General features: G+C 73.3%; 22 protein-coding genes and 1 riboswitch. Of the genes, 10 read left to right on the plus strand and 12 right to left on the minus strand.

The annotated features are described in order from the left end of the window. Window positions 1-16: 16 nt before the first annotated feature. Window positions 17-2029 carry a SpoIIE family protein phosphatase gene (locus tag ACGFMP_RS29055; RefSeq protein ID WP_393675997.1) on the plus strand — a complete coding sequence of 671 codons (2013 nt, stop codon included), beginning with the start codon at window positions 17-19 and terminating at the stop codon, window positions 2027-2029. 96 nt (window positions 2030-2125) lie between these two features. Here ACGFMP_RS29055 and ACGFMP_RS29060 read toward each other — a convergent pair whose 3' ends face one another. Further along, window positions 2126-3493: an NAD(P)/FAD-dependent oxidoreductase gene (locus ACGFMP_RS29060; RefSeq protein ID WP_393676052.1), complete on the minus strand. Its 1368-nt coding sequence runs from the start codon at window positions 3491-3493 to the stop codon at window positions 2126-2128. Between the two features lie 273 nt (window positions 3494-3766). On the opposite strand from ACGFMP_RS29060, the gene ACGFMP_RS29065 reads away from it, so the two are divergent. Then, window positions 3767-4288 carry a hypothetical protein gene (locus tag ACGFMP_RS29065; protein WP_393675998.1) on the plus strand — a complete coding sequence of 174 codons (522 nt, stop codon included), beginning with the start codon at window positions 3767-3769 and terminating at the stop codon, window positions 4286-4288. On the opposite strand, the gene ACGFMP_RS29070 is transcribed toward ACGFMP_RS29065, so the two are convergent. After that, window positions 4260-5525, minus strand: a complete 1266-nt coding sequence (locus ACGFMP_RS29070; RefSeq protein WP_393675999.1) for an MFS transporter — start codon at window positions 5523-5525, stop codon at window positions 4260-4262. The genes ACGFMP_RS29065 and ACGFMP_RS29070 overlap by 29 nt on opposite strands. A 151-nt stretch (window positions 5526-5676) precedes the next feature. Here ACGFMP_RS29070 and ACGFMP_RS29075 point away from each other — a divergent pair, with 151 nt between their 5' ends. Beyond that, window positions 5677-6141 (plus strand): MarR family winged helix-turn-helix transcriptional regulator, encoded by a 465-nt coding sequence (locus tag ACGFMP_RS29075; RefSeq protein WP_393676000.1) that lies wholly within the window; start codon window positions 5677-5679, stop codon window positions 6139-6141. 119 nt (window positions 6142-6260) lie between these two features. On the opposite strand, the gene ACGFMP_RS29080 is transcribed toward ACGFMP_RS29075, so the two are convergent. Further along, window positions 6261-6824, minus strand: a complete 564-nt coding sequence (locus tag ACGFMP_RS29080) for a hypothetical protein (RefSeq protein ID WP_393676001.1) — start codon at window positions 6822-6824, stop codon at window positions 6261-6263. A gap of 257 nt (window positions 6825-7081) precedes the next feature. Here ACGFMP_RS29080 and ACGFMP_RS29085 point away from each other — a divergent pair, with 257 nt between their 5' ends. From ACGFMP_RS29085 to ACGFMP_RS29110, 6 genes are all read left to right on the plus strand, one after another. After that, entirely contained in the window at window positions 7082-7717 is a 636-nt protein-coding gene (locus ACGFMP_RS29085; RefSeq protein ID WP_393676002.1) for an NAD(P)-dependent oxidoreductase, read from the plus strand. Window positions 7718-7801: 84 nt separating this feature from the next. Continuing rightward, window positions 7802-8479 (plus strand): epimerase, encoded by a 678-nt coding sequence (locus tag ACGFMP_RS29090; RefSeq protein WP_393676003.1) that lies wholly within the window; start codon window positions 7802-7804, stop codon window positions 8477-8479. 73 nt (window positions 8480-8552) lie between these two features. Further along, window positions 8553-9296, plus strand: a complete 744-nt coding sequence (locus ACGFMP_RS29095) for an HAD family hydrolase (RefSeq protein ID WP_393676004.1) — start codon at window positions 8553-8555, stop codon at window positions 9294-9296. Next, window positions 9293-11653 (plus strand): glycoside hydrolase family 65 protein, encoded by a 2361-nt coding sequence (locus ACGFMP_RS29100; protein WP_393676005.1) that lies wholly within the window; start codon window positions 9293-9295, stop codon window positions 11651-11653. Before ACGFMP_RS29095 ends, ACGFMP_RS29100 begins: the two co-directional genes overlap by 4 nt. Before the next feature lie 62 nt (window positions 11654-11715). Continuing rightward, window positions 11716-13119, plus strand: a complete 1404-nt coding sequence (gene sthA / locus ACGFMP_RS29105) for a Si-specific NAD(P)(+) transhydrogenase (protein WP_393676006.1) — start codon at window positions 11716-11718, stop codon at window positions 13117-13119. Between the two features lie 125 nt (window positions 13120-13244). After that, on the plus strand, window positions 13245-15332 hold the full coding sequence (locus ACGFMP_RS29110; RefSeq protein WP_393676007.1) for a cellulose binding domain-containing protein: 2088 nt from the start codon (window positions 13245-13247) through the stop codon (window positions 15330-15332). Between the two features lie 67 nt (window positions 15333-15399). On the opposite strand, the gene ACGFMP_RS29115 is transcribed toward ACGFMP_RS29110, so the two are convergent. The 9 genes from ACGFMP_RS29115 to ACGFMP_RS29155 form a co-directional block, all read right to left on the minus strand. Beyond that, window positions 15400-16434 (minus strand): PHP domain-containing protein, encoded by a 1035-nt coding sequence (locus ACGFMP_RS29115; protein ID WP_393676008.1) that lies wholly within the window; start codon window positions 16432-16434, stop codon window positions 15400-15402. A gap of 51 nt (window positions 16435-16485) precedes the next feature. Continuing rightward, a complete protein-coding gene (locus ACGFMP_RS29120) occupies window positions 16486-17316 on the minus strand; it encodes a GH25 family lysozyme (RefSeq protein ID WP_393676009.1) in 831 nt (276 codons plus the stop codon). 10 nt (window positions 17317-17326) lie between these two features. Beyond that, window positions 17327-18031 carry a DUF4232 domain-containing protein gene (locus ACGFMP_RS29125; protein WP_393676010.1) on the minus strand — a complete coding sequence of 235 codons (705 nt, stop codon included), beginning with the start codon at window positions 18029-18031 and terminating at the stop codon, window positions 17327-17329. Between the two features lie 130 nt (window positions 18032-18161). Then, the gene (locus ACGFMP_RS29130) at window positions 18162-18893 is read right to left on the minus strand and encodes a DedA family protein (RefSeq protein ID WP_393676011.1); all 732 of its coding nucleotides are present in this window, start codon (window positions 18891-18893) and stop codon (window positions 18162-18164) included. A 113-nt stretch (window positions 18894-19006) separates the two neighbouring features. Next, complete coding sequence (locus tag ACGFMP_RS29135; RefSeq protein WP_393676012.1) at window positions 19007-20128, minus strand: P1 family peptidase; 1122 nt, start codon at window positions 20126-20128, stop codon at window positions 19007-19009. A gap of 172 nt (window positions 20129-20300) precedes the next feature. After that, a complete protein-coding gene (ppk2, locus tag ACGFMP_RS29140; protein ID WP_393676013.1) occupies window positions 20301-21218 on the minus strand; it encodes a polyphosphate kinase 2 in 918 nt (305 codons plus the stop codon). Window positions 21219-21244: 26 nt separating this feature from the next. Further along, window positions 21245-21475 carry a hypothetical protein gene (locus ACGFMP_RS29145; protein WP_393676014.1) on the minus strand — a complete coding sequence of 77 codons (231 nt, stop codon included), beginning with the start codon at window positions 21473-21475 and terminating at the stop codon, window positions 21245-21247. A 55-nt stretch (window positions 21476-21530) separates the two neighbouring features. Then, on the minus strand, window positions 21531-22679 hold the full coding sequence (locus ACGFMP_RS29150; RefSeq protein ID WP_393676015.1) for an anion permease: 1149 nt from the start codon (window positions 22677-22679) through the stop codon (window positions 21531-21533). Between the two features lie 240 nt (window positions 22680-22919). Continuing rightward, window positions 22920-23240 carry a DMT family transporter gene (locus ACGFMP_RS29155; protein WP_393676016.1) on the minus strand — a complete coding sequence of 107 codons (321 nt, stop codon included), beginning with the start codon at window positions 23238-23240 and terminating at the stop codon, window positions 22920-22922. Window positions 23241-23272: 32 nt separating this feature from the next. Beyond that, window positions 23273-23339: riboswitch (guanidine-III (ykkC-III) riboswitch) on the minus strand. 237 nt (window positions 23340-23576) lie between these two features. Between ACGFMP_RS29155 and ACGFMP_RS29160 the strand changes: the two genes are divergently transcribed. Further along, entirely contained in the window at window positions 23577-25271 is a 1695-nt protein-coding gene (locus tag ACGFMP_RS29160; RefSeq protein WP_393676017.1) for a GDSL-type esterase/lipase family protein, read from the plus strand. The last annotated feature ends 6 nt before the right edge of the window (window positions 25272-25277 follow it).

Consider the following 25277-nt stretch of genomic DNA (forward strand, 5'->3'; position numbering starts at 1 on the left):
GGCGAGAGGGCGCCGGATGGGCACGGGAGCAGAGGGTCCGGCGCAGCACGAGCAGTCGGAGTCGGACACCGGAGCCGGGCCGGGGGACGGCCCCGGAGCGGAGCCGGGCGCCGAGGCGGGAGCCGAGCCGGGGGCAGGACCCGACGCGGAGCTGCGGCAGATCGACGCCATGAACCGCTTCGAGCCGGAGGCCGGCGGCCCCCCTACCGACGCGGGGTCCGGCGCCGCGGGCCCGACGGGCGGTACGGGGGCGCGCCCCGTCCAGGGCAGGCGGCACGACGCACTGCTGCTCGAGACCGGTCACGAACTGGCGGAGGCGGAGACGCTCACCGCGGCCCTCAAGACGGTGACCAGGCTCTTCACCCCGGACTTCAGCCTGGACGGCCTGGTGGTCTTCGGCGTCACCGACAAGTTCCTCAATGTCATCGGCCAGTGCGGATACCGCAGCAACACTCCCGAGCGGGTCTTCCGGATGCCGGTGACGACGGCCTTCCCCGCAACCGAGGTGGTCAGGTCGGGCCGGCCGGTCTACCTGTCCTCGCCCGAGGAGTACGGCGAGCGCTTTCCGGCCACCTGGCCGCTGGCCGCCCGGCACGGCCGGGTGTCCTGGGCCTTCCTGCCGCTGGTGACCTCGGGGCGGATCAGCGCGGTGTGCCTGATGGCCTTCCGCCAGCCGATGGCCTTCACCGCCGACGAGCGCGCCCTGCTGGTGGTGACCGCCCGGCTGATCGCCCAGGCGCTGGAGCGGACCAGGACCAGCAGCGCGGAACTCGCGCTGTCCCGGGGACTGCGCCGCAGCATGGGCGCGGCGGTGCCCGCCGTGCCGGGGATGACGGTGGCCAGCCGCTACGTGCCGACCGGCGGCGGACTCGTGGTGGGCGGCGACTGGTACGACGTGATCAACCTGTCCGGCGGCCGGCTGGCGGTGGTGATCGGCGACGTGCAGGGCCACGACGTGCACGCGGCCGGGTTGATGGCCCAGCTGCGTACCGCCGTGCACGCCTACGCCGCCGAGGGCCACGGGCCGGACGCGGTGCTGGCCAGGTCGTCCAGGTTCCTGGCCGCGCTGGACGAGGACCGCTTCGCCACATGCCTCTACATCGAGGCGGAGCCCTCCACCGGGATGCTGCACATCGCCAGGGCGGGCCACCCCCACCCGGTGCTGCGGCTGCCGGACGGCACCTGCATGCTCAAGCACGTCGGGGGCGGTCTGCCGCTCGGCCTGATGCCGGGCACCGAGGACTACCCGGTCACCGATCTGGAGCTGCAGCCGGAGGAGATCCTGCTGCTGTGCACCGACGGCCTGATCGAGACCGGCGGGCACGACATGTACAGCGGCTGGGTACGGGTCAGGGACGCGTTCTCCCCCGGGTCGGCCGATGACCTGGAGGGCATCGCGGACCGCCTGATCCGCACCGTCCACCACCCGCTCCAGCAGTCCGCACAGCCCGCGTCCGGCGAGGACGGCTCGCGGCGCGAGCCGGACGCCGCCGGTGTCCGCGCCGACCTCGCGCCGCGCAACGAGGACGACATCGCCCTGCTGCTGCTGCGCCGGGACGCCGGGGTGCAGCAGCGGGTGGTCCCTGAGCGCAAGCTGGTGCTGACCATCGAGCAGGACCAGGCCGAGGGGCTGTCCGAGGCGCGTGCCGAGCTCCAGGCGCTGCTGCACGACTGGGCGCAGCCCGACCAGGTGGACACCGCTGTGCTGCTGACGTCGGAACTGGTCGGGAACGTCCTGATGCACACCGACCAGTCGGCGGCGCTGACCGCGTCGCTCACCGGCGTACCGGGCCGCCGCGTGCTGCGGGTGGAGGTGTCCGACAACGGCGACGAGCTGCCGCACCAGCGGGCCCCCGGCGAGATGGCGTCCTCGGGCCGCGGGCTGATGCTGCTGGACATCCTGTCGGGCCAGTGGAGCGTGCGGCCGGAGTCGGAGGGCAAGACCGTGTGGTTCTCGCTGTGGGAGGACGAGGAGGAGAGCGGGGAGGAGCAGCCCGGCTCGGCTTTCCTGAACGACCTGGCCGACTGAGGGCGGTCCCCGCGTTCTCGCGCACGGCACAGGACAGCGTGGGAGCGCCCGGCCGCACGGAATCCGTGCGGCCGGGCGCTCCCAGGCGGTCGCCGCCTACGGGTGCGGCACCGCCTCGCCGACCTGCTCGCGCAGTTCCTCGGGCGACAGGTACGCGTGGGTGAACTCGAAGTCCACCAGGGTGGCCGGCTTGCGGGACTGGAAGCCGGTGCGCACGAAGTCGTCGCCTGCCACCGCGTTGAGCAGCCAGTTGGTCATCACCCGGGTCTTGGCGACGTTGGTGCGCAGCGCCGACCAGTGGTAGCCGCGGGCGACCGCCTGGGCGGTCACGCCGCGCAGTTCGATGCCGAACGGCTTGGAGACCGCGTCCCTGCCGCCGAGGTCGACGACCAGGCCCAGGTCCCGGTGCCGGTAGGGCTTCAGGGGCTGGTGCCGGATCGCGGCGATGACGTTGTCCGCGACCTTCGACCCCTGGCGCATCGCGTGCTGCGCGGTGGGCGGGCAGACCGCGCCCTCCTCGCCCTTGGCCAGGTCGGGTACGGCCGCCGCGTCGCCGAGCGCGAAGACCCCGTCGGCGCCCGGCAGCGTCATCTCCGCGTCGACCGCGAGCCGGCCCTTCACCGTCTCGGCGCCGAGGGTGGCGATCAGCGGGCTCGCGACGACGCCGGCGGTCCAGATCAGGGTGCGGGTGGGCACCACCCGGCCGTCGGTGAAGGTGACCTCCTCGGGGCCCGCCTTGGCGATCGACACCCCGAGGGAGATCTCGACACCGCGGTCCCGGAGGATCTTCTGCGCCCTGAGCCCCAGCTTCTCGCCGAGCTCCGGCATCAGCCGGGGTGCGACATCGATGAGGTGCCACTTGATCAGCTTCGGGTCGAGCCGCGGGTAGCGGTGCAGCGCGGCGGTGGTCAGCCGCTGCAGGCAGGCAGCTGTCTCGGTGCCGGCGTAGCCGCCGCCGACGACGACGAACTGGAGCCGCGAGGCCCGTTCCACCGGGTCGTGGGAGGCGTCGGCGAGATCGAGCTGCGCGATCACGTGGTCGCGGACGTAGGCCGCCTCGGCGAGCGTCTTCATGCCCCGGGCGTTCTCGACGAGGCCGGGGATGTCGAACGTGCGGGTGACGCTGCCGGGGGCGAGCACGATGTGGTCGTACCGCTCGTTGACGATCTCGTCCGTTATCGTGCGGACCACGCAGACCTTGGCCCTGGTGTCCACGCCGATCGCGCCGCCGGGGACGATCCTGGTGCGGTACTTGCTGCTGCGGCGCAGCGAGACCGCGATGGACTGCGGCGTCAGGATGCCCGAGGCGACCTGCGGCAGCAGCGGGAGGTAGAGCTGGTAGGAGGACGGGGTCACCAGGCAGATGTCCGCCTCGTCCCGGGCGAGATTGCGCTCGAGTCTGCGCACGCATCCCACCCCGGCGAAACCCGCACCCACCACGAGGATCCTCGGTCGTGCCACGATGTCCGTCCCTTCTGGGGCTGCCGGCGGTCGGCGGGGAGTCTGCCCGCCTGCCGCGGCTTCGCACCTCCTGTCCTACCGCGCGCCCGGGCACCCCGCCAGCGGGGTGGTGCGACCGGATGCCGCGGCTCCGCCTGCGGGCCGGGCCGCGCGACAGCCGGCCGACGGCCGGGGTCGGTTCGCGCCGCGGCTCGCTAGCATGCTGGTGCTCCCGCACAGTTCGCCCCTCGCCACCGGGGCCGCGGACGGCCCCGGCTTTCCACTCCGGAGGTAGGCATGCGCAGCAGGCACCACCACTTACGCTCCTCGGGCACCGTCGCGGCACTGGCCGTGCTGGCCGGTACGGTCGGCCTGTCCTCGGCCGGCGCGGCGGCCGTCTCCCCGTTGCCCGTCGGTCCCGGTCAGACCTTCGTCGGGCAGGTCAACGGCGTGACGATCGGCGCGGTCATCAAGGTCGGCTGCTTCGGCCCGGTGACACCCGCCTCGACCGGTCACCCGCTGGCGGGCCAGCAGGTGTCCGTCCAGCTGGTCGCGGGCAACGCCCCGACCACCGCGACCGTCGGCTACACCGGCACCGCCGCCGACCGCGACATGGTCGGCTTCGGCAACTCCGTGTCGGCCGCGCCGGCCACCGAGATCAAGGCCTACGGGCTGGCCGTCGCGATCCCGCAGACCCTGAACCTGCCCTGCTACGGCACCGGCACGGTCGGCTTCGTACCGGCGCCGACCAGTCCCGGCGCGCAGACCGCGCTGGTCGGGGTGACCTACGTCAGCGTGGGCGTGTCCCCGGGGAGCTGAGCCCGGCGCCGGCGGCGCCCGCCGCGGAGCCGCCGTCCCCGGCGTCCGGTCCGCGCCCCGCGGAGCGGGCGACGATTCGGCCGGGCCTGCGGGCGCCGCCGCGTTCCAGCGACATCGACAGCACGGCGAGCAGCAGCGCGCCGCCGGCCAGGGCCACGCCGACCCAGTTCGTCGCGGTGTAGGCGTGGCCAGCCGAGATGACCAGGCCGCCGATCCAGGCCGCGAGGGCGTTGCCGAGGTTGAAGGCCCCGATGTTGACGGCGGAGGCGAGGGTGGGGGCGCCCGCGGCCTGGTCGAGGACCCTCTTCTGCAGCGGCGGCGTGGTCGCGAAGCCGAGCGCGCCGATCGCGAAGACGGTGACCGCTGCGGCGGCCTTGTGGTGCGCGGTGACGGTGAACAGGGCGAGCACCACGGCGAGGCCGCCCAGCGCGGTCATCAGCATCGGCATCAGCCGCCGGTCGGCGAGCCGGCCGCCGGCCAGGTTGCCCACCACCATGCCGAGCCCGAGCAGCACCAGCAGCCAGGTCACCGACCCCTCGGCGTACCCGGTGACGTCGGTCATCATCGGCACCAGGTAGGTGACGGCAGCGAAGACCCCGCCGAAGCCGAGCACGGTCATGCCCATCGCGAGCAGCACCTGCACATTGCGGAAGACGGCGAGTTCGTGGCGCAGGCTCACGCCCTCGGGACGCGGCAGGTCCGGGACCAGGCGGGCGACGCCGAGCAGTCCGAACACGCCGAGGCCGGCCACGATGACGAAGGTGACCCGCCAGCCGGCGCCCTGCCCGACGAGGGTGCCGAGCGGCACGCCGACGACGTTGGCGACCGTCAGCCCGGTGAACATCGTCGCGATGGCGCCGGCCCGCTTCGCCGGCGGCACCACCTCGGCGGCGACGACCGACCCGATGCCGAAGAACGCGCCGTGCGCGAGCGAGGCGACGACCCGGCCGATCAGCATGACGGCGAAGACCGGGGCGGCGGCCGAGATCAGGTTGCCGACCACGAACAGGCCCATCAGCAGCATCAGCATCCGCTTGCGGGTCACCTTGGTGCCCAGCACGGTCATCAGCGGCGCGCCGACCACCACGCCGAGCGCGTAGCCGGTGACCAGCAGGCCCGCGGTCGGGACGGTCACGCCGAAGTCGCCTGCGACCTGGGGCAGCAGCCCGATGATGACGAATTCTGTGGTGCCGATCCCGAAGGCCCCGATGGCGAGGGCCAGGAGCGCGAGAGGCATGGGGATACCCTTCCCAGGTGAGTGCGCAAGCGCCTAACAAGCGTCGACAATAATTGCACACGCGGGTTACTTGCAAACGCGTTAGAGTGGGGGTTGCGCCCGCACGTCACCTGGGCCGGGCGCCGACGCCCACGGAGGGCCTGGAGGACAGATGACCGCCACGGATCCGGCTATGACCGCACTCGCCGACGGCTGGTGCGCGCTGTCCCTGCTGCACGGTCGGATCGAAGCGCACCTCGAGCGTGCGCTCCAGGCCGGGCACGGGCTGAGCGTCCGCGAGTTCTCGCTGCTCGACGTGCTCAGCAGGCAGCACGACGGCCCCGGCGGGCGGCTCCAGATGAAGCAGGTCGCCGACGCGGTGGTGCTCAGCCAGTCCGCGACCACCCGGCTGGTCACCCGGCTGGAGGAACGCGCGCTGCTGGAGCGCTACCTGTGCCCCACCGACCGCCGCGGGATCTACACCGACGTCACCGCGGCGGGCCTCGACCTGCTGGCCGCGGCCCGCCCGACCAACAACGCATCGCTGCGCGAGGCCCTCGACCAGGCCGCCGCCGACCCCCGGCTCGCCCCGCTGGTCACCGCGGTCGAGCAGATCCGCGGCCCGGTCCCGGCCTGACCGGCGGGCGGCAGCGGCACCGGCAGGCGTACAGGCGTCCTGACCGGCGGGAACGGCCCCCGTAGGCGTATCCGGGCCATGTCGCGGCACGAGGGGCTTCCCCGGCGGGAGCCGGACCTTCACCTGCGCTTCAGGAGAAGAAGCGCACCCCGGGAAGGAGCGGTGACGGGCCGTCGAGCAGGCCGTGGTCGTCGCGGCCGCGCAACCGGCCGTCGAAGAAGGCGGCCAGGCAGGCGCGCTGGACGGCGATCGCGCGCCAGGGGGTCGACGGTGCCGACGTTCGCCGCGACGGTCTCGGCGGGAAGGCCGAACCGGCGGGCGATCTGCGGGATCAGCGCCTCCGCGTCGGTGTAGGTCGCATGCTCGGCGCCGACCAGGCTCAGCCCCCGGTGCCACCCGCGGCTGCGCCGCCACAGCGCGTCCCATGAGGGCACCGTACGGGGGGTGTTGCCGTCCTTGCCGATCACCCCGGTGTAGGCGGCGAGCGCGGCGAACCCGGCCGCCTTCCCCGGCAGCATCTGCGGGGCGCCGGGGCGGCCGCCGGTGGCCGACGCCGGGTAGCGCAGGCTCACCGTCAGTTCCCGGTAGGGCTGCGGCACCCACGGGTCGGGGCGTACGGTGTCGACCAGCCGCAGCGCGACCGTGCCCACGGCGTACGAGCCGCTCGGCTCCGGAAGCAGCAACCGGCCGGGGCGGCCCGGGCGCGGCGGCCGGGTGCGGGACGAGGGTCAGGGCTGCGGCGGCTGCCGACAGGGCGGCGGCGCGGCGTGTCTGCAAGGTGGCTCCCGTGGTCCGTGCAAGGGTGGCGACCGCCTCGTCCTTGCCGCCGGGCACCGTCTTCCCCATCCGGCAGGCCGGACGGTCTCCCCGGGGGTGAACCCGACTGCCGCAGTGCGCGCGGGCCCGCGCCGTGCCGCCCCGCAAGCATCAGGAGGACACCGTGCGGATCGTGGTCTTCGGCAGCACCGGCGCCACCGGGCGCCAGGTCGTCGGGCAGGCGCTGGCGGCCGGTCACGAGGTGACCGCCTTCCTGCGCGACCCGGCCAAGGCGCCGCCCGCCAGGGACGGCCTGCGGGTCGTGGTCGGACAGGTGACCGCCGATCAGGTCGCGGTGACCGCGGCGGTCACCGGCGCCGACGCCGTGGTGAGCACGCTGGGCGTGGAGCGCACCTGGCGCGGCCTGCGCTCGCCCGAGGTGATGGCCACCGCCGCCCCGCGGATCGTCCGCGCGATGGAGGAGGCCGAGGTCGGCCGGCTGGTGTGGCTCTCCGGGCTCGGCGTCGGCGACACGCTGGCCGAAGTGCCGCCGCTGCCGCGGCTGAGCTACCGCGCGCTGCGCCGGGTCTACGCGGACAAGGCGGCGGGCGAGCAGGTGCTGCGCCGCAGTTCGCTGGACTGGACGCTGGTCTACCCGGTGATGCTCACCAACCGCGCCCGCACCGGCCGCTACCGGCACGGCGAGCACCTGGAGCTGCGCGGTGTGCCGACGGTCTCCAGGGCCGACGTCGCCGACTTCATCCTCGGCCGGCTCACCGAAGGCGACTATCTGCGCAAGATCGCGGCCATCGCCGACTGACCGGCGGGCCAGGGGCGTTACCATCGTCCGGGCCGCGGGTGCGCTGGGCACCCGCGAGGACGCAGGAAGGCGGCGGCGACCGCGATGAAGGTGGTGGTCTTCGGTGCCTCGGGCATGGTCGGACACGGTGTGCTGCGGGCCTGCCTGCTGGACGACGAGGTGACCGAGGTGGTCACGGTCGGACGCAGCCCGCTGGGCATCACACACCCCAAGCTGCGCGAGGTCACGCACGCGGACTTCACCGACCTCTCCCCCGTCGCCGGCGAGCTGGCGGGCGCCGACGCCTGCTTCTACTGCCTGGGGGTGTCCACCGCGGGGCACAGCGCCGAGGTCTACCGGCGGGTCAGCCGCGACTTCCCGCTGGCCGCCGCCCGGCTGCTGGCAGCGGACAACCCGGCGCTGACCTTCACCTACGTCTCGGGCGCGGGCACCGACAGCACCGAGCAGGGCGGGGTGGCCTGGGCCAGGATCAAGGGCGGCACGGAGAACGCGCTGCTGGCGATGGACATGCGGGCGTACATGTTCCGGCCCGGCTGGATCCGGCCCATGCACGGCGCGGTCTCGCGCACCCGGGCCTACCGGATCATCTACCGGCTGACGTCCTGGCTCTACCCGCTGGCCCACCGGGTGGTGCCCGACCGGCTCACCACCACCGAGCTGCTGGGCCGGTCGATGCTCGCCGTCGTACGGCTGGAGGGGGCGGGCCCGCACATCCTGTCGCCGCGGGACATCAACCGGCTGGGCGCCCAGGGCGCCGCCTGACCCGTTCGGCGAGTCGGGCGGACTTCACCGCGACGGGACATACCCTGCCGGGTCAGCGGGCACAAGCAGCGTCATGACCGAGATCGGCCTGCCCAGCGGTATCCGCGCCTGCCTCTTCGACCTCGACGGCGTCCTCACTCCGACGGCACTGGTGCACGCCGCCGCGTGGAAGGAGACCTTCGACGACTTCCTGCGCCGCCTCCAGGGCCCGGAGTCCAAGCCCTTCGACGCCACCAGGGACTACGACGACTACGTGGACGGCCGGCCGCGCGCCGACGGGGTGCGCACCTTCCTGGCCTCCCGCGGCATCGAGCTGCCGGAGGGCGAGGAGGAGGACCCGCCCGACCACGACACGGTCCACGGCCTGGGCAACCGCAAGAACGCCCTCGTGCTGGACAAGATCCGCGAGGAGGGCGTCGAGGCCTACCCCGGCTCAGTGCGCTACCTGGAGGCGGTACGTGCGGCGGGCCTGCGCACCGCGGTGGTGTCCTCGAGCGCGAACTGCCGGGACGTCCTGGTGTCCGCCGGGATCGAGCAGCTGATCGAGGTGCGGATCGACGGGGTGGTCGCCAGGGAGCGCGGGCTGCGCGGCAAGCCGAAGCCCGACACGTATCTGGAGGCGGCCGCCGACCTCGGCCTGGGGCCGGGCGAGGCCGCGGTCTTCGAGGACGCCCTGGTCGGCATGGACGCCGGGCGCGCCGGGCGGTTCGGGTACGTGGTCGGTGTGGACCGCACCGGGCAGGCCGACGAGCTGCGGCGGCACGGCGCCGACACCGTGGTCACCGACCTCGGCGACCTGCTGGGGGCCACCGCGTGATCACCGACCCGGCCTACGAGGTGTCGCCGTGGTCGCTCCGCGAGGCCGAGCTGAACCTGGAACTGCTGCCGCAGAGCGAGTCGGTGTTCGCGCTGTCCAACGGGCACATCGGCTGGCGCGGCAACCTCGACGAGGGCGAGCCCAACGGCCTGCCCGGCAGCTACCTCAACGGCCTGCACGAGCTGCACCCGCTGCCGTACGCGGAGGCCGGCTTCGGCTACCCCGAGTCCGGGCAGACCGTCATCAACGTCACCAACGGCAAGCTGATCAGGCTGCTGGTGGACGACGAGCCGTTCGACCTGCGCTACGGCACGGTCCGCCGGCACGAGCGTGAGCTGGACCTGCGGGCCGGGGTGCTGCACCGGGTGTGCGAGTGGGTGTCGCCGGCCGGACGGGCGGTGCGGGTGCGCTCCACCCGGATGGTCTCCTTCCAGCAGCGGGCGGTCGCCGCCATCGCCTACGAGGTCGAGCCGCTGGACGGCGAGGTGCGGGTGGTGGTGCAGTCGGAGCTGGCCGCCAACGAGGAGGTGCCCCACACCCCGGGCGACCCCCGGGTCTCGGCGGCGCTCCAGTCGCCCTTGCGGCCCGAGGAGAACTGGGCGGGGGGCACCAGGCTGCGGCTTGTGCACTCCACCACCCGCAGCCGGCTGCGGCTCGCGGTGGCCGCCGACCACCTGGTCGACGGCCCGGCAAGCACCCAGGTCTCCGCGGACTCGGGCGAGGACGTGAGCCGGCTGACCGTCACCTCGGTGGTGAAGGCGGGCGAGCGGCTGCGGCTGGAGAAGTTCGTGGCCTACGGCTGGTCGGCGACGCGTTCGCTGCCCGCGCTGCGCGACCAGGCGGACGCGGCACTGGTGGGCGCGCGGGACACCGGCTGGAAGGGCCTGCTGGACCAGCAGCGCGCGTACCTCGACGACTTCTGGGAGCGGGCCGACGTCGAGGTGGACGGCGACACCGAGATCCAGCAGGCGGTGCGCTTCGCGCTCTTCCACGTGCTCCAGGTCGGCGCACGGGCCGAGGAGCGGGCCATTCCCGCCAAGGGCCTGACCGGTTCGGGCTACGACGGCCACTCCTTCTGGGACGCCGAGACCTTCGTGCTGCCGCTGCTGGCCTTCACCGCGCCGCAGGCGGCCGCCGAAGTGCTGCGCTGGCGGTACAACATGCTGCCGTCCGCGCAGGACCGGGCGCGCCAGCTCGGCCTGTCGGGCGCCGCCTTCCCGTGGCGGACCATCAACGGCGAGGAGGCGTCCAGCTACTGGCCGGCCGGCACCGCCGCCTTCCACATCAACGCCGACATCGCCGACGCGGTCGTCCGCTACGTGACCACGACGGGCGACCTGGACTTCGAGCGCGACACCGGCCTCGAACTGCTGGTGGAGACCGCCAGGTTGTGGCGTTCGCTGGGCCACCACGACCACGCGGGCGCCTTCCACATCGACGGCGTCACCGGGCCCGACGAGTACAGCGCGGTCTGCGACGACAACGCGTACACCAACCTGATGGCGCAGGCGAACCTGAACGCGGCGGCGGACGCGGCCGAACGGCACCCGCGGCACGCCGCGGCGCTCGGCGTCACCGACGAGGAGACGGCCGCCTGGCGGGACGCGGCGGCGGCGATGACCCTGCCGTACAACGCCGACCTCGGGGTGCACGAGCAGTCCGCCGGCTACACCCAGCACCAGACCTGGGACTTCGCGAACACCGGTCCCGAACGCTATCCGCTGATGCTGCACTACCCGTACTTCGACCTCTACCGCAAGCAGGTGGTCAAGCAGGCCGACCTGGCGCTGGCCATGTACCTGCGCGGGGACGCCTTCACCGCCGAGCAGAAGGCCCGCAACTTCGCCTACTACGAGCCCCTGACGGTCCGCGACTCCTCGCTCTCGGCCTACTGCCAGTCGGTGGTCGCCGCGGAGGTGGGCCATCTGCAGCTGGCCTACGACTACCTCGGCGAGTCCGCGATGATCGACCTGGAGGACCTGGAGAACAACGCGCGCGACGGGCTGCACATCGCCGCGCTGGCCGGCACCTGGACCGCGCTGGTGGCCGGCTTCGGCGGGATGCGGCTGTTCGACGGCAACTCGATCCGCTTCGCACCGCGGCTCCCCGAGGCGCTCAGCCGGATCGCCTTCCGGCTGCTCTTCCGCGGCCGGCGGCTGCGGGTGGAGATCGGCAGGAGCACCGTGACGTACACCCTGGCGTCCGGCGAGCCGCTGGAGGTCCTGCACTACGGGCAGCCGGTCCCCCTCACCCCCGACAAGCCGGCGGTCCGCGACCTGCCCGCGGTCGTCCACCGGCCGCCGCCGGCCCAGCCGCCGGGCCGCGCCCCGCTGCGCCGCCCGCAGCACCTCCAGTAGCCGGCTGTTCTTCACCCGGCGAAGCGGTGACGCGGGGCGCACCCGGCTGACAGACTGGCCGGGTGCGCGACTTCGACATGCTGGTGATCGGTTCGGGCCCTGGCGGGCAGAAGGCGGCCATCGCGGCGGCCAAACTCGGACGGCGGGCGGCCCTGGTGGACCGTGCCGACCGGCTGGGCGGGGTGTCGCTGCACACGGGCACCATCCCGTCCAAGACGCTGCGCGAAGCGGTGCTCTACCTCACCGGGCTCAACCAGCGCGATCTGTACGGGCAGAGCTACCGGCTCAAGGAGGACATCACCGTCGCCGACCTGACGGCCAGGACCCAGCACGTGGTCGGCCGCGAGGTGGACGTCGTCCGCAACCAGCTCTCCCGCAACCGGATCACGCTGCTCGACGGCACCGGGCGCTTCCTCGACGAGCACACCGTGGCGGTCACCGACGCGGGCGGCCAGGACCGGGTGCTGACCGCCGACCACATCGTGATCGCCACCGGGACCAGGCCGGCCCGCCCGTCGACCGTGGAGTTCGACGACCGGACGGTGATGGACTCCGACAGCGTGCTGGACGTGGAGCGGGTGCCGCGCTCGATGGTCATCGTGGGCGCCGGGGTGATCGGCATGGAGTACGCCTCGATGTTCGCCGCCCTGGGCAGCAGGATCACCGTGGTCGAACAGCGCGACGCGATGCTGGACTTCTGCGACGCGGAGATCGTCGAGGCGCTGAGGTACCACCTGCGGGACCTGGCGGTGACCTTCCGCTTCGGCGAGACGGTGGCGGCGGTCGAGCGTCACGAGCACGGCACGCTGACCGTCCTGGCCAGCGGCAAGAAGATCGCGGCCGACGCGGTGATGTACTCGGCGGGCCGGCAGGGGCTCACCGACGATCTCGGCCTGGACAAGGCGGGCCTGACGGCGGACAAGCGCGGCCGGATCCAGGTGGACGGCAACTACAGGACCGCCGTCCCGCACATCTACGCGGTAGGGGACGTCATAGGCTTCCCCGCGCTGGCCGCGACCTCGATGGAGCAGGGCCGCAGCGCGGCCTACCACGCCTTCGGGGAGCCGGTGCGCGGGCTCCAGGACCTCCAGCCGATCGGCATCTACACCATTCCCGAGATCAGCTTCATCGGGCGGACCGAGGACCAGCTCACCGAGGCCTCCGTACCGTTCGAGGTGGGCGTCTCCCGCTACCGGGAGCTGGCCCGCGGCCAGATCATCGGCGACGCGCACGGCATGCTCAAGCTGCTGGTCTCGCCCGCCGACCGGAAGCTGCTCGGCGTGCACTGCTTCGGCACCGGGGCGACCGAGCTGATCCACATCGGGCACGCGGTGATGGGCTGCGGCGGCACCGTGGACTACCTGGTCGACGCGGTGTTCAACTACCCGACGCTGGCGGAGTCCTACAAGGTCGCCGCGCTGGACGTGACGAACCGGATCCGGCAGATCGACCGGCTCGGCGACTGAGCCGCGGGCCCGGCTGCTCCCGGTCCGTACCCGGGCATTGACAAGACCGGCCGCCGTGCCAAATATGGGAGCGCTCCCACGGATCGGCACCCCCCACGTCCCGCCTCGCGAAGGTGAGAACTCCCGTGCGCCCAGGCTCATCCCCCAGTTCGGCCCCCCTGCGCAGACGGCTCGCCGCCTGCGCCTCCGTCGTGGCGCTCGGCGCCGCGCTGCTGGCCGGCGGCCAGGCCGCCGTGGCCGACCCCGGCGACCCGGCCGCCCCCGCGGTGGACGTCACGGTGAACGCCGCCGAGGGCCAGGGCACCATCCCCGGCACCGCCTACGGCCTCAACAGCGCGGTGTGGGACTCCCAGATGAACGTGCCCGAGGTCCAGAACCTGCTGTCGGCGGCCGACATCGGCATGCTGCGCTACCCCGGTGGCTCGTACGGCGACATCTACCACTGGAAGGACAACACCGCGCCGGGCGGCTACGTCGCGCCGGGGACCGACTTCGACGCCTTCATGGGGACGGTCAAGAAGATCGGCGCCCAGCCGATCCTGATCGCCAACTACGGCTCCGGCACGCCCCAGGAGGCGGCCGACTGGGTGCGCTACTCCAACGTCACCCAGCACTACGGCGCCAAGTACTGGGAGATCGGCAACGAGCTGTACGGCAACGGCCACTACGGCTCCGGCTGGGAGACCGACACCCACGCCGACACCTCCCCCACCGCCTACGCGAAGAACGTCGCCGACTACGCGACGGCCATGAAGGCGGTGGACCCCTCGGTGAACATCGGCGCGGTCCTGACGCTGCCGGGCAACTGGCCCGACGGGGTGATGGCCGCGGGCGAGACCGCCGACTGGAACCACACGGTCCTCCCGCTGATCGCGGGCAAGGCCGACTTCGTCATCGTGCACTGGTACCCCGGCGGCTCGGACGCGGCCGGGATGCTCGGCACCCCCTCCCAGCTGGACGGTGAACTGGCGCAACTGCACGACCAGCTGGATGCGGCCGGGGTGCCCGGCATGCCGATCGCGCTGACCGAGCTGAACTCCAACGTCTTCGAGGACACCCAGCCCAACGCGCTCTTCGGCGCCGACGCCTACCTGACCGCGCTGCAGAACGGCGTCTTCACCGTGGACTGGTGGGACACCCACAACGGTCCCGGCACCATCAGCACCGCCCCCGACGGGGCCACCGACTACAACGACTACGGCATCCTCTCCAGCGGCACCTGCGTCGGCACCGTGTGCGAGCCGCCGCTGAACACCCCGTTCGCGCCCTACCACGCCATCTCGATGCTCAGCCATCTCGGCACCCCCGGCGACCAGTTGATCGGGGCGGCAAGCGGCAGCCCGCTGGTGGCCGCGCACGCGGTGCACCGCGCCGACGGCGACCTGAGCGTGATGCTGATCAACAAGGACCCCGCGAACGCGCGGACCGTGGCCCTGCACTACGCCGGCTTCACCCCCGGCGGCTCGGCCGCCACCGTGGACACCTTCCGCGACCAGGCGTCCTCGATCGACAGCGTGACCGCGCCGAACACCGGGACCTGGACACTGCCGCCCTACTCGATCACCACGGTGACCGTCCACCAGAAGACCGGCACCTCCTCGGCCCTCACCGCGCCCGGGGCGCCGAAGGTGACCGCCGCCGGCGCCACCAGCGCCACCGTCGCCTGGACCCCCTCGACCGGCGGCAGGGTCGACCGCTACGAGGTCTACCGGCAGGTCGGCAGCACCAGCGAGCTGCTGGGCAGCAGCACCGGCACCTCGGTGACGGTGCCCAACCTGACCCCGGGCACGACCTTCACCTGGAACGTCCTCGCCCGTGACGCCAACGGCCGGCTCTCCCGGCCCTCCGACCCGGTCACGGTGCGCACCGGGACGCCGCAGGACGCGCCCTGCAAGGTCTCCTACGACCTGACGGCCGGTTGGGGCAACGGCTTCAACGCCAACGTGACGGTCACCAACACCGGGCCGAACCCGATCACCGGCTGGTCGCTGGCCTTCTCCTTCCCCAGCAGCGGCGAGTCCGTCAGCGGCTTCTGGAACGCCAACCTGACCACCCAGGGCACCCATGTGGTGGCCACCCCGGTGGACTGGAACGGCACGCTGGCCGCGAACGGCGGCAACTCCGCGACCTTCGGCTTCACCGGCGCCAACAACGGCGCCTACCAGGATCCGACGGTCTTCACCCTCAACGGGGCGGTCTGCACGACCGTGTGACCGGACCTGCCCGCGGCCGCCCGCCGCGCCCGGCGCCTGTCAGGGGCGCCGGGCGCGGCGGGCCCGTTCAGGCTCCGGCGCCCGGCGGGACCTGCCGCGTCGCGGTCCAGGTCAGCAGGTCCTCGGCGGTCCAAGTGGTGATGATCCGCCCGGCCGGGATGCCGGCCTCCTCCGCGCGGGCGCAGCCGTTGATCTGCCAGTCGAGCTGGCCGGGCGCGTGCGCGTCGCTGTCGATGGCGAAGAGCGTGCCCGCGTCCCTTGCCAGCGCGAGCAGCCTGCGCGGCGGGTCGAGGCGCTGCGGGCTGCTGTTGATCTCCACGGCGGTGCCGCCCTCGGCGCACGCGGCGAAGACGGCCGCCGCGTCGTAGGTGGACTCGGGGCGCTCGCGGCCGCCGATGAGCCGTCCCGTGCAGTGGCCGAGCACGTCGACCAGCGGGTTGCCGACTGCGGCGAGCAGCCGGCGGGTGAAGGCGGGGGCTGCCATCCGCAGCTCGGAATGGGCCGAGGCGACGACGACGTCGAGCCGGTCGAGCAGGTCGTCCTCCTGGTCGAGCGAGCCGTCGGGGAGGATGTCGCACTCGATCCCGGTGAGCAGCCGGAAGGGCGCCAGGCGGGTGTTGACCTCGGCGACCGCGTCGAGCTGGCGGCGCAGCCGCTCGGCGGTCAGGCCGTGGGCGATCCGCAGCCGCGGCGAGTGGTCGGTGAGCACCGCCCACTCGTGCCCCGCGTCCCTGGCGGCGAGCGCCATCGCCTCGATCGGGCTGCCGCCGTCGGACCAGTCGGAGTGCAGGTGGCAGTCGCCGCGCAGGGCCGCGCGCAGGGCGGTGCCGCCTTCGGCGAGCGGGCCTGAACTGTCGCGTTCGAGATCCGTCAGATAGCCGGGGGTGCGCCCCGCGCACGCCTCGGCGAGCACCGTGCCGGTGGTGGCGCCGATGCCCTTGAGGTCGGTGAAGCGGCCGGTGGCCGCCCGCCGCTCGAATTCCGCGGAGGGCAGCGCCGCCACCACGGCGGCCGCGTTGCGGAACGCCCTGATGCGGTGGACGGGCGCGTCGGCGCGTTCCAGCAGGAAGGCGATCCGCTCCAGTGCCTCGATCGGCTGCATGCAGACCCGGTTCCCGGTCGGGCGGCCCGCGTAACGGCGCTGCCGCGCGGGTCACACGTTCGGGACGTGCAGCGCGTCCCAGGTCTCCTTGCCGGGCGGCCACTTCAGGGCGGAACCGGTCCAGCCCTTGTGGTGGTCGGTGTTGTACTTGCGCTGCCACGCCTCGTAGGAGGCCACGTCGCCCGAGCCGATGACGTCCTTGTTCGCGGAGCCGGCGTAGTGGTTGCAGCCGACCGCGACCAGCCGGTCGTGCATGGCGGCCACGACCGGTGAGCGGCGCCCCTTGGTGAACCAGCCGGCACCGGGGAAGGGCTCGTAGCGGGGGGCGGCGCCCTTGTTCGCCCAGGCGCGCAGCGTGCCGAGCCCGGCGAAATTCCCGACGTTGCGGTCCAGCCCGCCGGCCGAGCTGTACTGGTGGAACAGCCAGGGGTGCTCGACCCTCGGGTGGCCCGCGGGCGCGGAGGGGTCGGCGATCCACAGCCCGTCGGCGCACAGGGAGGTGCTGTCGCGGTTCAGCCAGAAGTCCCGGTTGCAGTAGAGGATCACCCGGTGGTCGGGCGCCTTGGCCTGGACGTGCCGCAGCCAGGCGTCCTTGTCGGCGCCGGACACGCCGGTGTCCTCCCAGTCGAAGGCGAGCACGTCGCCGGCCCGGGCACCGGCGTGCGCGAGGAAGTAGTCGGCCTGCGCGGTCATCGAGCCGGGCCGGGCGAAGTGGTAGTGGCCGACGACCAGGCCGTGGGCCCGGCCGTGGGCGATCTGCGCCGCGTGCCGGGGGTTGAGGTAGCTGGATCCCTCGCTGGCCTTGACCATCACGAAGTCAAGGCCGCTGGTGCTGTAGTCGTCGGCCTGGTAGGAGGCGACATCGATTCCGTTGACCGTCACGGCGGTCCTCTCAGTGCACGGGGCCGACGTCGAAGGTGTCGCCGCAGACGACCGGGTTCGACGTGGCGAGCGTCATGGAGTCGGTGGATCCCGGGGGGTAGACCATGATCAGGGTGGGCTTGCGCCAGCAGCTGTCGCCCTTCACGCCCTGGTTGAGCGTGTGGATGTCGGCCTGCACGGTCTGCCCCGGTCCGATGCGTACGGCGGCCGGCGCGCCGCCCTGGCGGCCGGCGGGCTTGCCGATGACGCTGCCGTCGCCGCGCAGCAGCGAGACACCGGGAAAGCCGTTGAGGGTGCAGGCGTGCGAGGTGGTGTTGGTGAAGTCGAGCGGATAGTAGACGCTACCCGCTCCAGGGTCGCCGCGTCCCAGGGTCAGCTTGAGCCCGGTGACCGTGCATCTGGCGGCCGCCTGCGGCTTGGCGTCCCCCGGGGTCGCGCCGGACGGCGTGGTGGCGGCGGGTGCGGACGGCCGGGTGGCCTCGGGTGCGCCGGTGGTCGTGCCGCCTGCGGTGTCGCCCGGGGTGCCGGACGTCGCCGCCTGGGACGAGGACGCCGGTGCGCCCGTGGTACCGGCAGGCGATCCGGAGGCGGCTTTGTCGCCGCAGCCGACGGCCGCGGCGGCGAGCAGCGTCACGGTCGCCGCGACGAGGACGGTCCTGCGGCGCGGGACCCGCTGCGGGTCGGCGGTCGCGGAACGCTGTGACGAGATAGGCATACTGCACGATTGCTCACAGTCAGCCCGTTTCGAACCTCCGGGGCCCTGATTGTTGCCGTCTCGGCACATTGTCACCGCACGGAACTCCGGAATCAGTACACACACACGCCTCACGAACACCCGTGCGGCATCAGTGGCGGCGGTCGCCGTTCCTGCCGCCGTCCCCGTCCGCGTCCGGGGACCTTTCCGCGCTGCCGCCTTCGCTTTGGCCCTCCTGCGCGCCGTCGCCGCCGCCCTTGTCCGCTCCGTCGCCCTTGCCGCGCCCGCGACGCCGCTTGCGGATCTGCCAGACCACCACCGCGACCACCACGACCGCCGCCACCACGACCGCGACCGCCGTGCCCGCCGTCTTCTCGACCTGCTTGTAGGCGGTGCCCGCGAAGTACCCCAGCAGGGTGAAGCCGACGCCCCAGATCAGCCCGCCCAGTGCGTTGAACAGCAGGAACGTCCGGTATGGCATCCGCGACATGCCGGCGAGCGCGGGCATCATGGCGCGGAAGAAGGCGATGAAGCGGCCGAGGAAGACCGCGACGGGCCCACGCCTGCGGATGAAGTCCCTGGCCTGGTCGATCCGCTCCTGGTGCCCGCGCAGCGGCTTGGTCTCCAGGATGCGCGGGCCGAAGCGCCTGCCGACCTCGTAGCCGACCGAGTCCCCCGCGATCGCGGCCAGCACGACCACGGCAGCCAGCCAGTAGACCGACACCCGCCCCTGCCCCGCGACCACCCCGCCGAGCACCACAGCGGTCTCGCCTGGCAGTACGAAGCCGAAGAAGAGCGCGTCCTCGCAGAAGACCAGTGCGGCCACCAGCGCGTAGACCGCGGGACCCGAGGAATGGCCGAGCCAGTCGGTGATGGAGTCCATGAGCCGAGCCTTCCCGCTGCGCCGCGTCCCTCACGGCAAACCGGCCGGTGACGCGCCCGCAAGTCCGCGCAATGGGCGCGGGACGGGGTGTGGCGCGCTCCGGGGAGCGGGGACTACCTCCGGTAGGCGTCCCGGTAGCAGGGGAACACGCCGCCCGGTCCCTCGACCGTCTCGGCGGCCAGTACGGCGTGCCGGACCGCACGGGTCAGGGCGTCGGCGCCCGCTGCCAGTACCGCGTCCAGCGCGCCCGCCTCGATGTGGACCCCGAAGGCCGGCTCGCCGGCGGCGGCCTCGCCGGGCGGCACGAGCGGGCGGCGGCAGGTGGCCATCGCGAAGACGGTGTCGCCGTCGGACAGCAGGTGCACCGGGCGGACCGCGCGGGCCAGCCCGTCATGCGCGGTGCCGGCGAGTCTGTGCGCCTGGGCGCGGGTCAGCACGGCGTCGGTGGCGACCACCGCGAGCGTGGTGTGCAGCGGCGGTCGCTGCCGGTCCGCGGTGGCCGCGGCCGCCGCCGCGAGCCGCCGCCCGGCCCGCGCCCGCACGCCGGGCGGCACGGGGCTGCCGGCGACGGCGGCGTCAGGGCCGGGCCCGCCCGACCTGCCAGGGCCGGCCCACAGGGCGCCGATGTCCGGGTCGACGACGGAACCCGAGGCGTTGACCACCGCGAGCGCCGCCACCGTGACGCCCGACGGCAGGACCAGGCTCGCGCTGCCCACGCCGCCCTTGAGGTCGCCCGCCACGGCGCCCGTACCGGCGCCGACGTTCCCCTGCGGGACCGGCGCGCCCTCGGCTGTCGCAGCCGCCGCCTCGACCGCGGCGCGGCCCATGGCCGGTCCTGGGCGGGCGCCCCAGTCGCCGCCGCGGCCGAGGTCGAACAGTGCGGCGGCGGGCACCACCGGCACCACCTGCCCGGGACCGCCGGCCAGGAAGCCGCGGCCCTGCTCCTCCAGCCAGGCCACCACCCCGGAGGCGGCGTCGAGGCCGTAGGCGCTGCCGCCGGTCAGCACGACCGCTTCGACGTGCTGGACCAGGTTGCGCGGGTCGAGCGCGTCGGTCTCCCGGGTGCCGGGGCCGCCGCCGCGTACGTCGACCGCGGCCACCGCGCCGCCGTCGGGGGCCAGGACGACGGTGGTCCCGGTCAGCCAGCCGTCCGAGGCCCGTCCCGCGTGCCCGACCCGCAGCCCCGCCACATCGGTCAGCGCGTCCGCCGCGCCCCGCCGTTCCCCGTCGCCCACTGGCCGCCCGCCTCCGTACCGCCGCCGCTGCCCCGGCCCGGCAGGTGTCCGGGCGGGGCCCCGGGTCACACCCTGCCACCGGGGGCGGCGCCGGGCGGCGAGCCCGGCACGGCGTGGCGGCCCGCACCGGGTACGGCGGCTTCCGAGCGCGGGGGGCGGCGCCCGGCGGCGGTCAGGGCTGGAGCCGGGAGTGGGCGGCGGCGTCCTCGCCGGCCTCCAGCAGGTTGGCGGCGGCGCCGACGATCAGCGGGTCGGGGGTGCCGACGACCTCGTCGTCGCGGTCGGTGTAGTCGAAGCGGGCCAGGACGCTGCGCATGGCCTCGACCCTGGCGCGCTTCTTGTCGTTGCTCTTGACCACCGTCCAGGGCGCGTACTCGGTGTCGGTCTCCTGGAACATCGCGACCTTCGCGCGGGTGTAGTCGTCCCACCGGTCGAGGGAGGCGAGGTCCATCGGGCTGAGCTTCCACTGCCGCACCGGGTCCACCTGGCGGATGGTGAAGCGGGTGCGCTGCTCGTCGTGCGAGACGGAGAACCAGAACTTCACCAGGGCGATGCCCTCGTCGACCAGCATCCGTTCGAAGCGGGGCGCCTGCCGCATGAAGCGGTGGTATTCGTCGTCTGTGCAGAAGCCCATGACCCGCTCGACACCAGCCCGGTTGTACCAGGACCGGTCGAACAGCACGATCTCGCCCGCGGTGGGCAGGTGGGCGACGTAGCGCTGGAAGTACCACTGCCCGCTCTCCCGCTCGGTGGGCTTCTCCAGCGCCACCACCCGGGCGCCGCGCGGGTTGAGGTGTTCGATGAAGCGCTTGATGGTGCCGCCCTTGCCCGCCGCGTCCCGGCCCTCGAAGACGATGACGATGCGCTGGCCGGTCTCCTTGACCCAGCTCTGCAGCTTGAGCAGCTCTATCTGCTGGAGCCGCTTGTGCACCTCGTACTCGGGACGCTCCATGCGCGCGTCGTAGGGGTAGTTCTCCCGCCAGGTGTCCACCACGGTGCCGTCGGGGCGCACCAGGACCGGGTCGTCCTGGTCGGTGTAGTCGACCCGCATCCCCGCGAGGAGTTCCGCGCCGGTGTCCGTGCTCGTCATGGTGCCGCCTCTCGTCCGCCGGGCCGTCAGTGGAACTGCGGGATGATCAGGTACAGCCCGTAGAGCACCGCGCCCGCGCACACCGCGAAGCACGCGCCCGCCGCGGTGGCCCGCGCCGTACCGCCCTGGCCCGCGGAGCGGGCCGCGTCGCGGCCGGCGAGTGCCTGCACACCCAGGGCGAAGATCAGCACCACCCCGACGGTGGCACCGAAGCTCACCAGGGCGACCTCGCCCAGGGATCCCCATTTCACGTCCATACGCTTCTCCCGGTCCTCTGCGTTCCCTTGTGCCCGCGAATGCTCGTTTCGGTCGTCATGCGGCGGCGCCGGCGTGCGCGGGCGGGCGGACGGAGGTGCTGGTGGCGTTGTTCACATTGTCGGCGTGCACCGGGTTGCGGCGCGACAGCACCACGATGACGGCGGCGACGGCGACCGCGGCCAGGGCGATCAGCACGGTGCCTGTGGTGCCCCCGTGCACGACGGCGCCCGCGGCCACCGCGCCGACCGCGGCGGCGGCGGGCAGCGTCACCAGCCAGGCCAGTGCCATCCGGCCCGCGGTGTTCCAGCGGACCTCAGCGAGCCGGCGGCCCACTCCCGCGCCCAGGATGCCGCCCGAGCAGACCTGGGTGGTGGACAGCGCGAAGCCGAGGTTCGCCGAGCTGAGGATGACCGCGGTCGCCGCCGACTCGGCGGCGAAGCCCTGCGGGGATTCGATGTCGACGATCCCCTTGCCCATGGTGCGGATGATCCGCCAGCCGCCCAGGTAGGTGCCCGTCGCGATGGCCAGCCCCGCGGTGAGGATCACCCACACCGGCGGCCCTGCGTCGTGGCCAAGCGCGCCGCAGGAGATCAGCGCGAGCGTGATGACGCCCATGGTCTTCTGGGCGTCGTTGGTGCCGTGTGCGAGCGAGACCAGCGAGGCGGAGGCGATCTGCCCCGCCCTGAAGCCCTTGGAGACCCCGTCCTTCGGCGCCCGGGCGGTGATCCGGTAGGCCAGGTAGGTCGCCGCGAGGGCGGCCAGGCCCGCCACCACGGGGGAGGCGAGCGCCGGGATGAGGATCTTCTCCACGACCTTGTCGAAGTGGACCCCGTGCCGACCCGCGCCGACCCACACCGCGCCGATCAGCCCGCCGAAGAGCGCGTGCGAAGAGCTGGACGGCAGGCCGAGCAGCCAGGTCATCAGATTCCACAGGATCGCGCCGACCAGGCCCGCGAAGATCATGCCGGGGGTGACCAGGGTGTCGTCCACGATGCCGCCCGAGACGGTCTTGGCCACCTCGGTGGACAGGAAGGCGCCCGCCAGGTTGAGCACGCCGCTGATGGCGACGGCGACCTTGGGGCGCAGGGCGCCGGTCGCGATGGACGTGGCCATCGCGTTGGCGGTGTCATGGAAACCGTTCGTGAAGTCGAAGGCCAGGGCCGTGACGATGACCATTGCCACAAGGAAGGTGATGTGGTCCATCACCCCAGGTAACCCGCGCCGGGCGTACGCCGGGGGAAGGGCATGTGAAGCTGCGGTACGCGCAGGAGGCGGCTGTGGTGCAGGTCACACGGAAGCCGCGTCCCCGGGCATATCGGACCGGGGACGCGCGGCACCCGTCGGGCCGGGCGCCGACGCCGGCCTGGCAGGGCCCGGCCGAAACTTCCGGGCCGGACCCTGCCGGTGTGCGGCCCGGGGCTCTTCGGCTGCTTCCGGCGCGGGTCAGTGGCCCGACGTCGCCTTGAGGCCCACGACGGCGACCAGCAGCAGGGCGACGAAGAAGATCCGGGCGGCGGTTGCGGGCTCGCCGAGCAGCAGCATGCCGACGACTGCCGCGCCGGCCGCGCCGATCCCGACCCACACCCCGTAGGCGGTGCCGATCGGAAGCGACCTGGCGGCCTGGGACAGCAGCAGCATGCTGGCGGCGATACCGGCGCCGGTGAGGACGCTCGGCCACAATCGGGTGAAGCCGTCGGTGTACTTCATGCCGATCGACCAGACGACTTCGAGCAGGCCGGCGACGATGACAAGGACCCATGCCATGGGGGCACCTCCGTGGGATGTGGACTTACGGGGGTGCGTCGTCTTTGCAGGGTCCCGGTACGACGCGCTCGTCGGGTTCCCGCAATTCTAGCAAATTCCGGCAATCCGGCCGGGGCGCACCAGGGTTGGACCGGGGGTGCGCGGCACGTCACCGGCAGTGGTGGCCCGCGGCACCGGGACCGGCGAGAGATCCGATGTCAGGGCCCGCATGGAGTCGAATCCGGCGGAAGATGCCGCGCAGATGATTCAGTCATCCGAACTCTTCGCTGGGCCAAGGGGATTGGCGCGAGCCGACAGCGGGATTACAGTTCCACTCCCCCACCACAGGAGGCCCCTGTGCAACGCCAAGCGCGCTCCCCGCGCCGCGCCGCCGTCCTGGCGGCCGCGATCCTGGCCGTCGGACTGTCCGTCTCGGCCCCCGCCACCGGTGCGACCGCCGCCACCCCGGCCGCACCCGACTCGTCCCCCGCCCGCACCGCCGGTTCCCCGCCCGCTTCGGTGCCCGCGGCCGCCCCCGCGGCCGCGGACGGCTGGACCGGTACATGGTCCGTTTCGCCGCAGAGCGGCGGCCCCTCGTACAACCGGCAGACGCTGCGGCAGATCGTGCACACCGGCATCGGTGGCACCTCGGCCCGGCTGCGGATCTCCAACGCCTTCGGCTCGGCGCCGCTGACCGTGGCCGATGTGCACGTCGCGCTGAGCACCTCGGGGCCGTCGGTGAACACCGGCACCGACCGGACGGTGACCTTCGGCGGGCAGACCTCGCTGACGGTGCCGGCCGGCGGTTCGGCGGTCAGCGACCAGGTCGCCTTCACCGTGCCCGCCCTGTCCGACGTCGCGGTCAGCCTCTACCTGCCGCAGCCCACCGGCTCGGCGACCTACCACCAGCAGGGCACCAGGACCAACTACCTGGCGAGCGGGGACGTCAGCGCGAGCGCCACCCTCAGCGGGGCGTCCACCACCGGCAGTTACTCCTTCCTCACCAACCTGGACGTGCAGAACCCGGCCGCCCAGGGCGCGGTCGTCACCCTCGGCGCGTCGATCACCGACGGGGTCGCCTCGGCGCAGGACTCCAACCGCCGCTGGCCGGACGACCTGGCCAGGCGGCTGGCGGCGGGCGGCCGCACCGTCGGCGTGCTCAACCAGGGCATCAGCGGCAACAAGCTGCTCAGCGACGGCGCCGGGCAGAGCGCGCTGGCCCGCTTCGACCGGGACGTCCTGGGCCAGCCGGGGGTGCGCTGGGTGGTCCTCTCGGACGACCCGATCAACGACCTCGGCTCGGGCAGTCCGCCGACCGGGGCCCAACTGATCTCCGGGATCCAGCAGTTGATCTCCCGCGCGCACCAGGCGGGACTGTCCTTCCTGTGCTCGACCCTCACCCCCTTCCAGGGCTCGGGCGGCTGGACCCAGGCCGGCGAGAACGCCCGCGCGGCGATCAACGCCTTCGTGCGCGGCTCGGGCAGCGGCTGCGACGGCCTCATCGACCAGGACACCGCGACCCACGACCCGGCCAACCCCGCCCGCTACCTGCCCGCTTACGACGCCGGCGACCACCTGCACCCGAACGAGGCCGGACTGCAGGCCATCGCCGACGCGGTGAACCTGTCGTACTTCGGGCCGCCCGGACAGCCCGTGGGCGACTGGATCGCGCTGCGCGCGCACGCCAACGGCAAGTTCGTGACCGCGCCGAACAGCGGCGCCTCCGCGCTGATCGCCGCTTCCGCATCGGCGGACACCGCCGCGCAGTTCGACGAGCTCGACCAGGGCAACGGCCTGATCGCCCTGCGCGCGCACGCCAACGGGATGCTGGTGACCGCGGAGAACGCGGGCGCGGGCCCGCTGATCGCCAACCGCACGGCGGTCGGCCTGTGGGAGACCTTCCAGCTGATCCGGAACCCCGACCACAGCGTCAGCCTGAAGGCCCAGGCCAACGGGAAGTACGTGACGGCCGAGAACGCGGGCGCCGCGTCCCTGATCGCCAACAGGGACGCGATCGGGCCCTGGGAGGAGTTCGACCTGGCCGCCCCCTGATCCGCC

It is taken from the genome of Streptomyces sp. NPDC049040, from assembly GCF_043197715.1.
Taxonomy (GTDB): domain Bacteria; phylum Actinomycetota; class Actinomycetes; order Streptomycetales; family Streptomycetaceae; genus Actinacidiphila.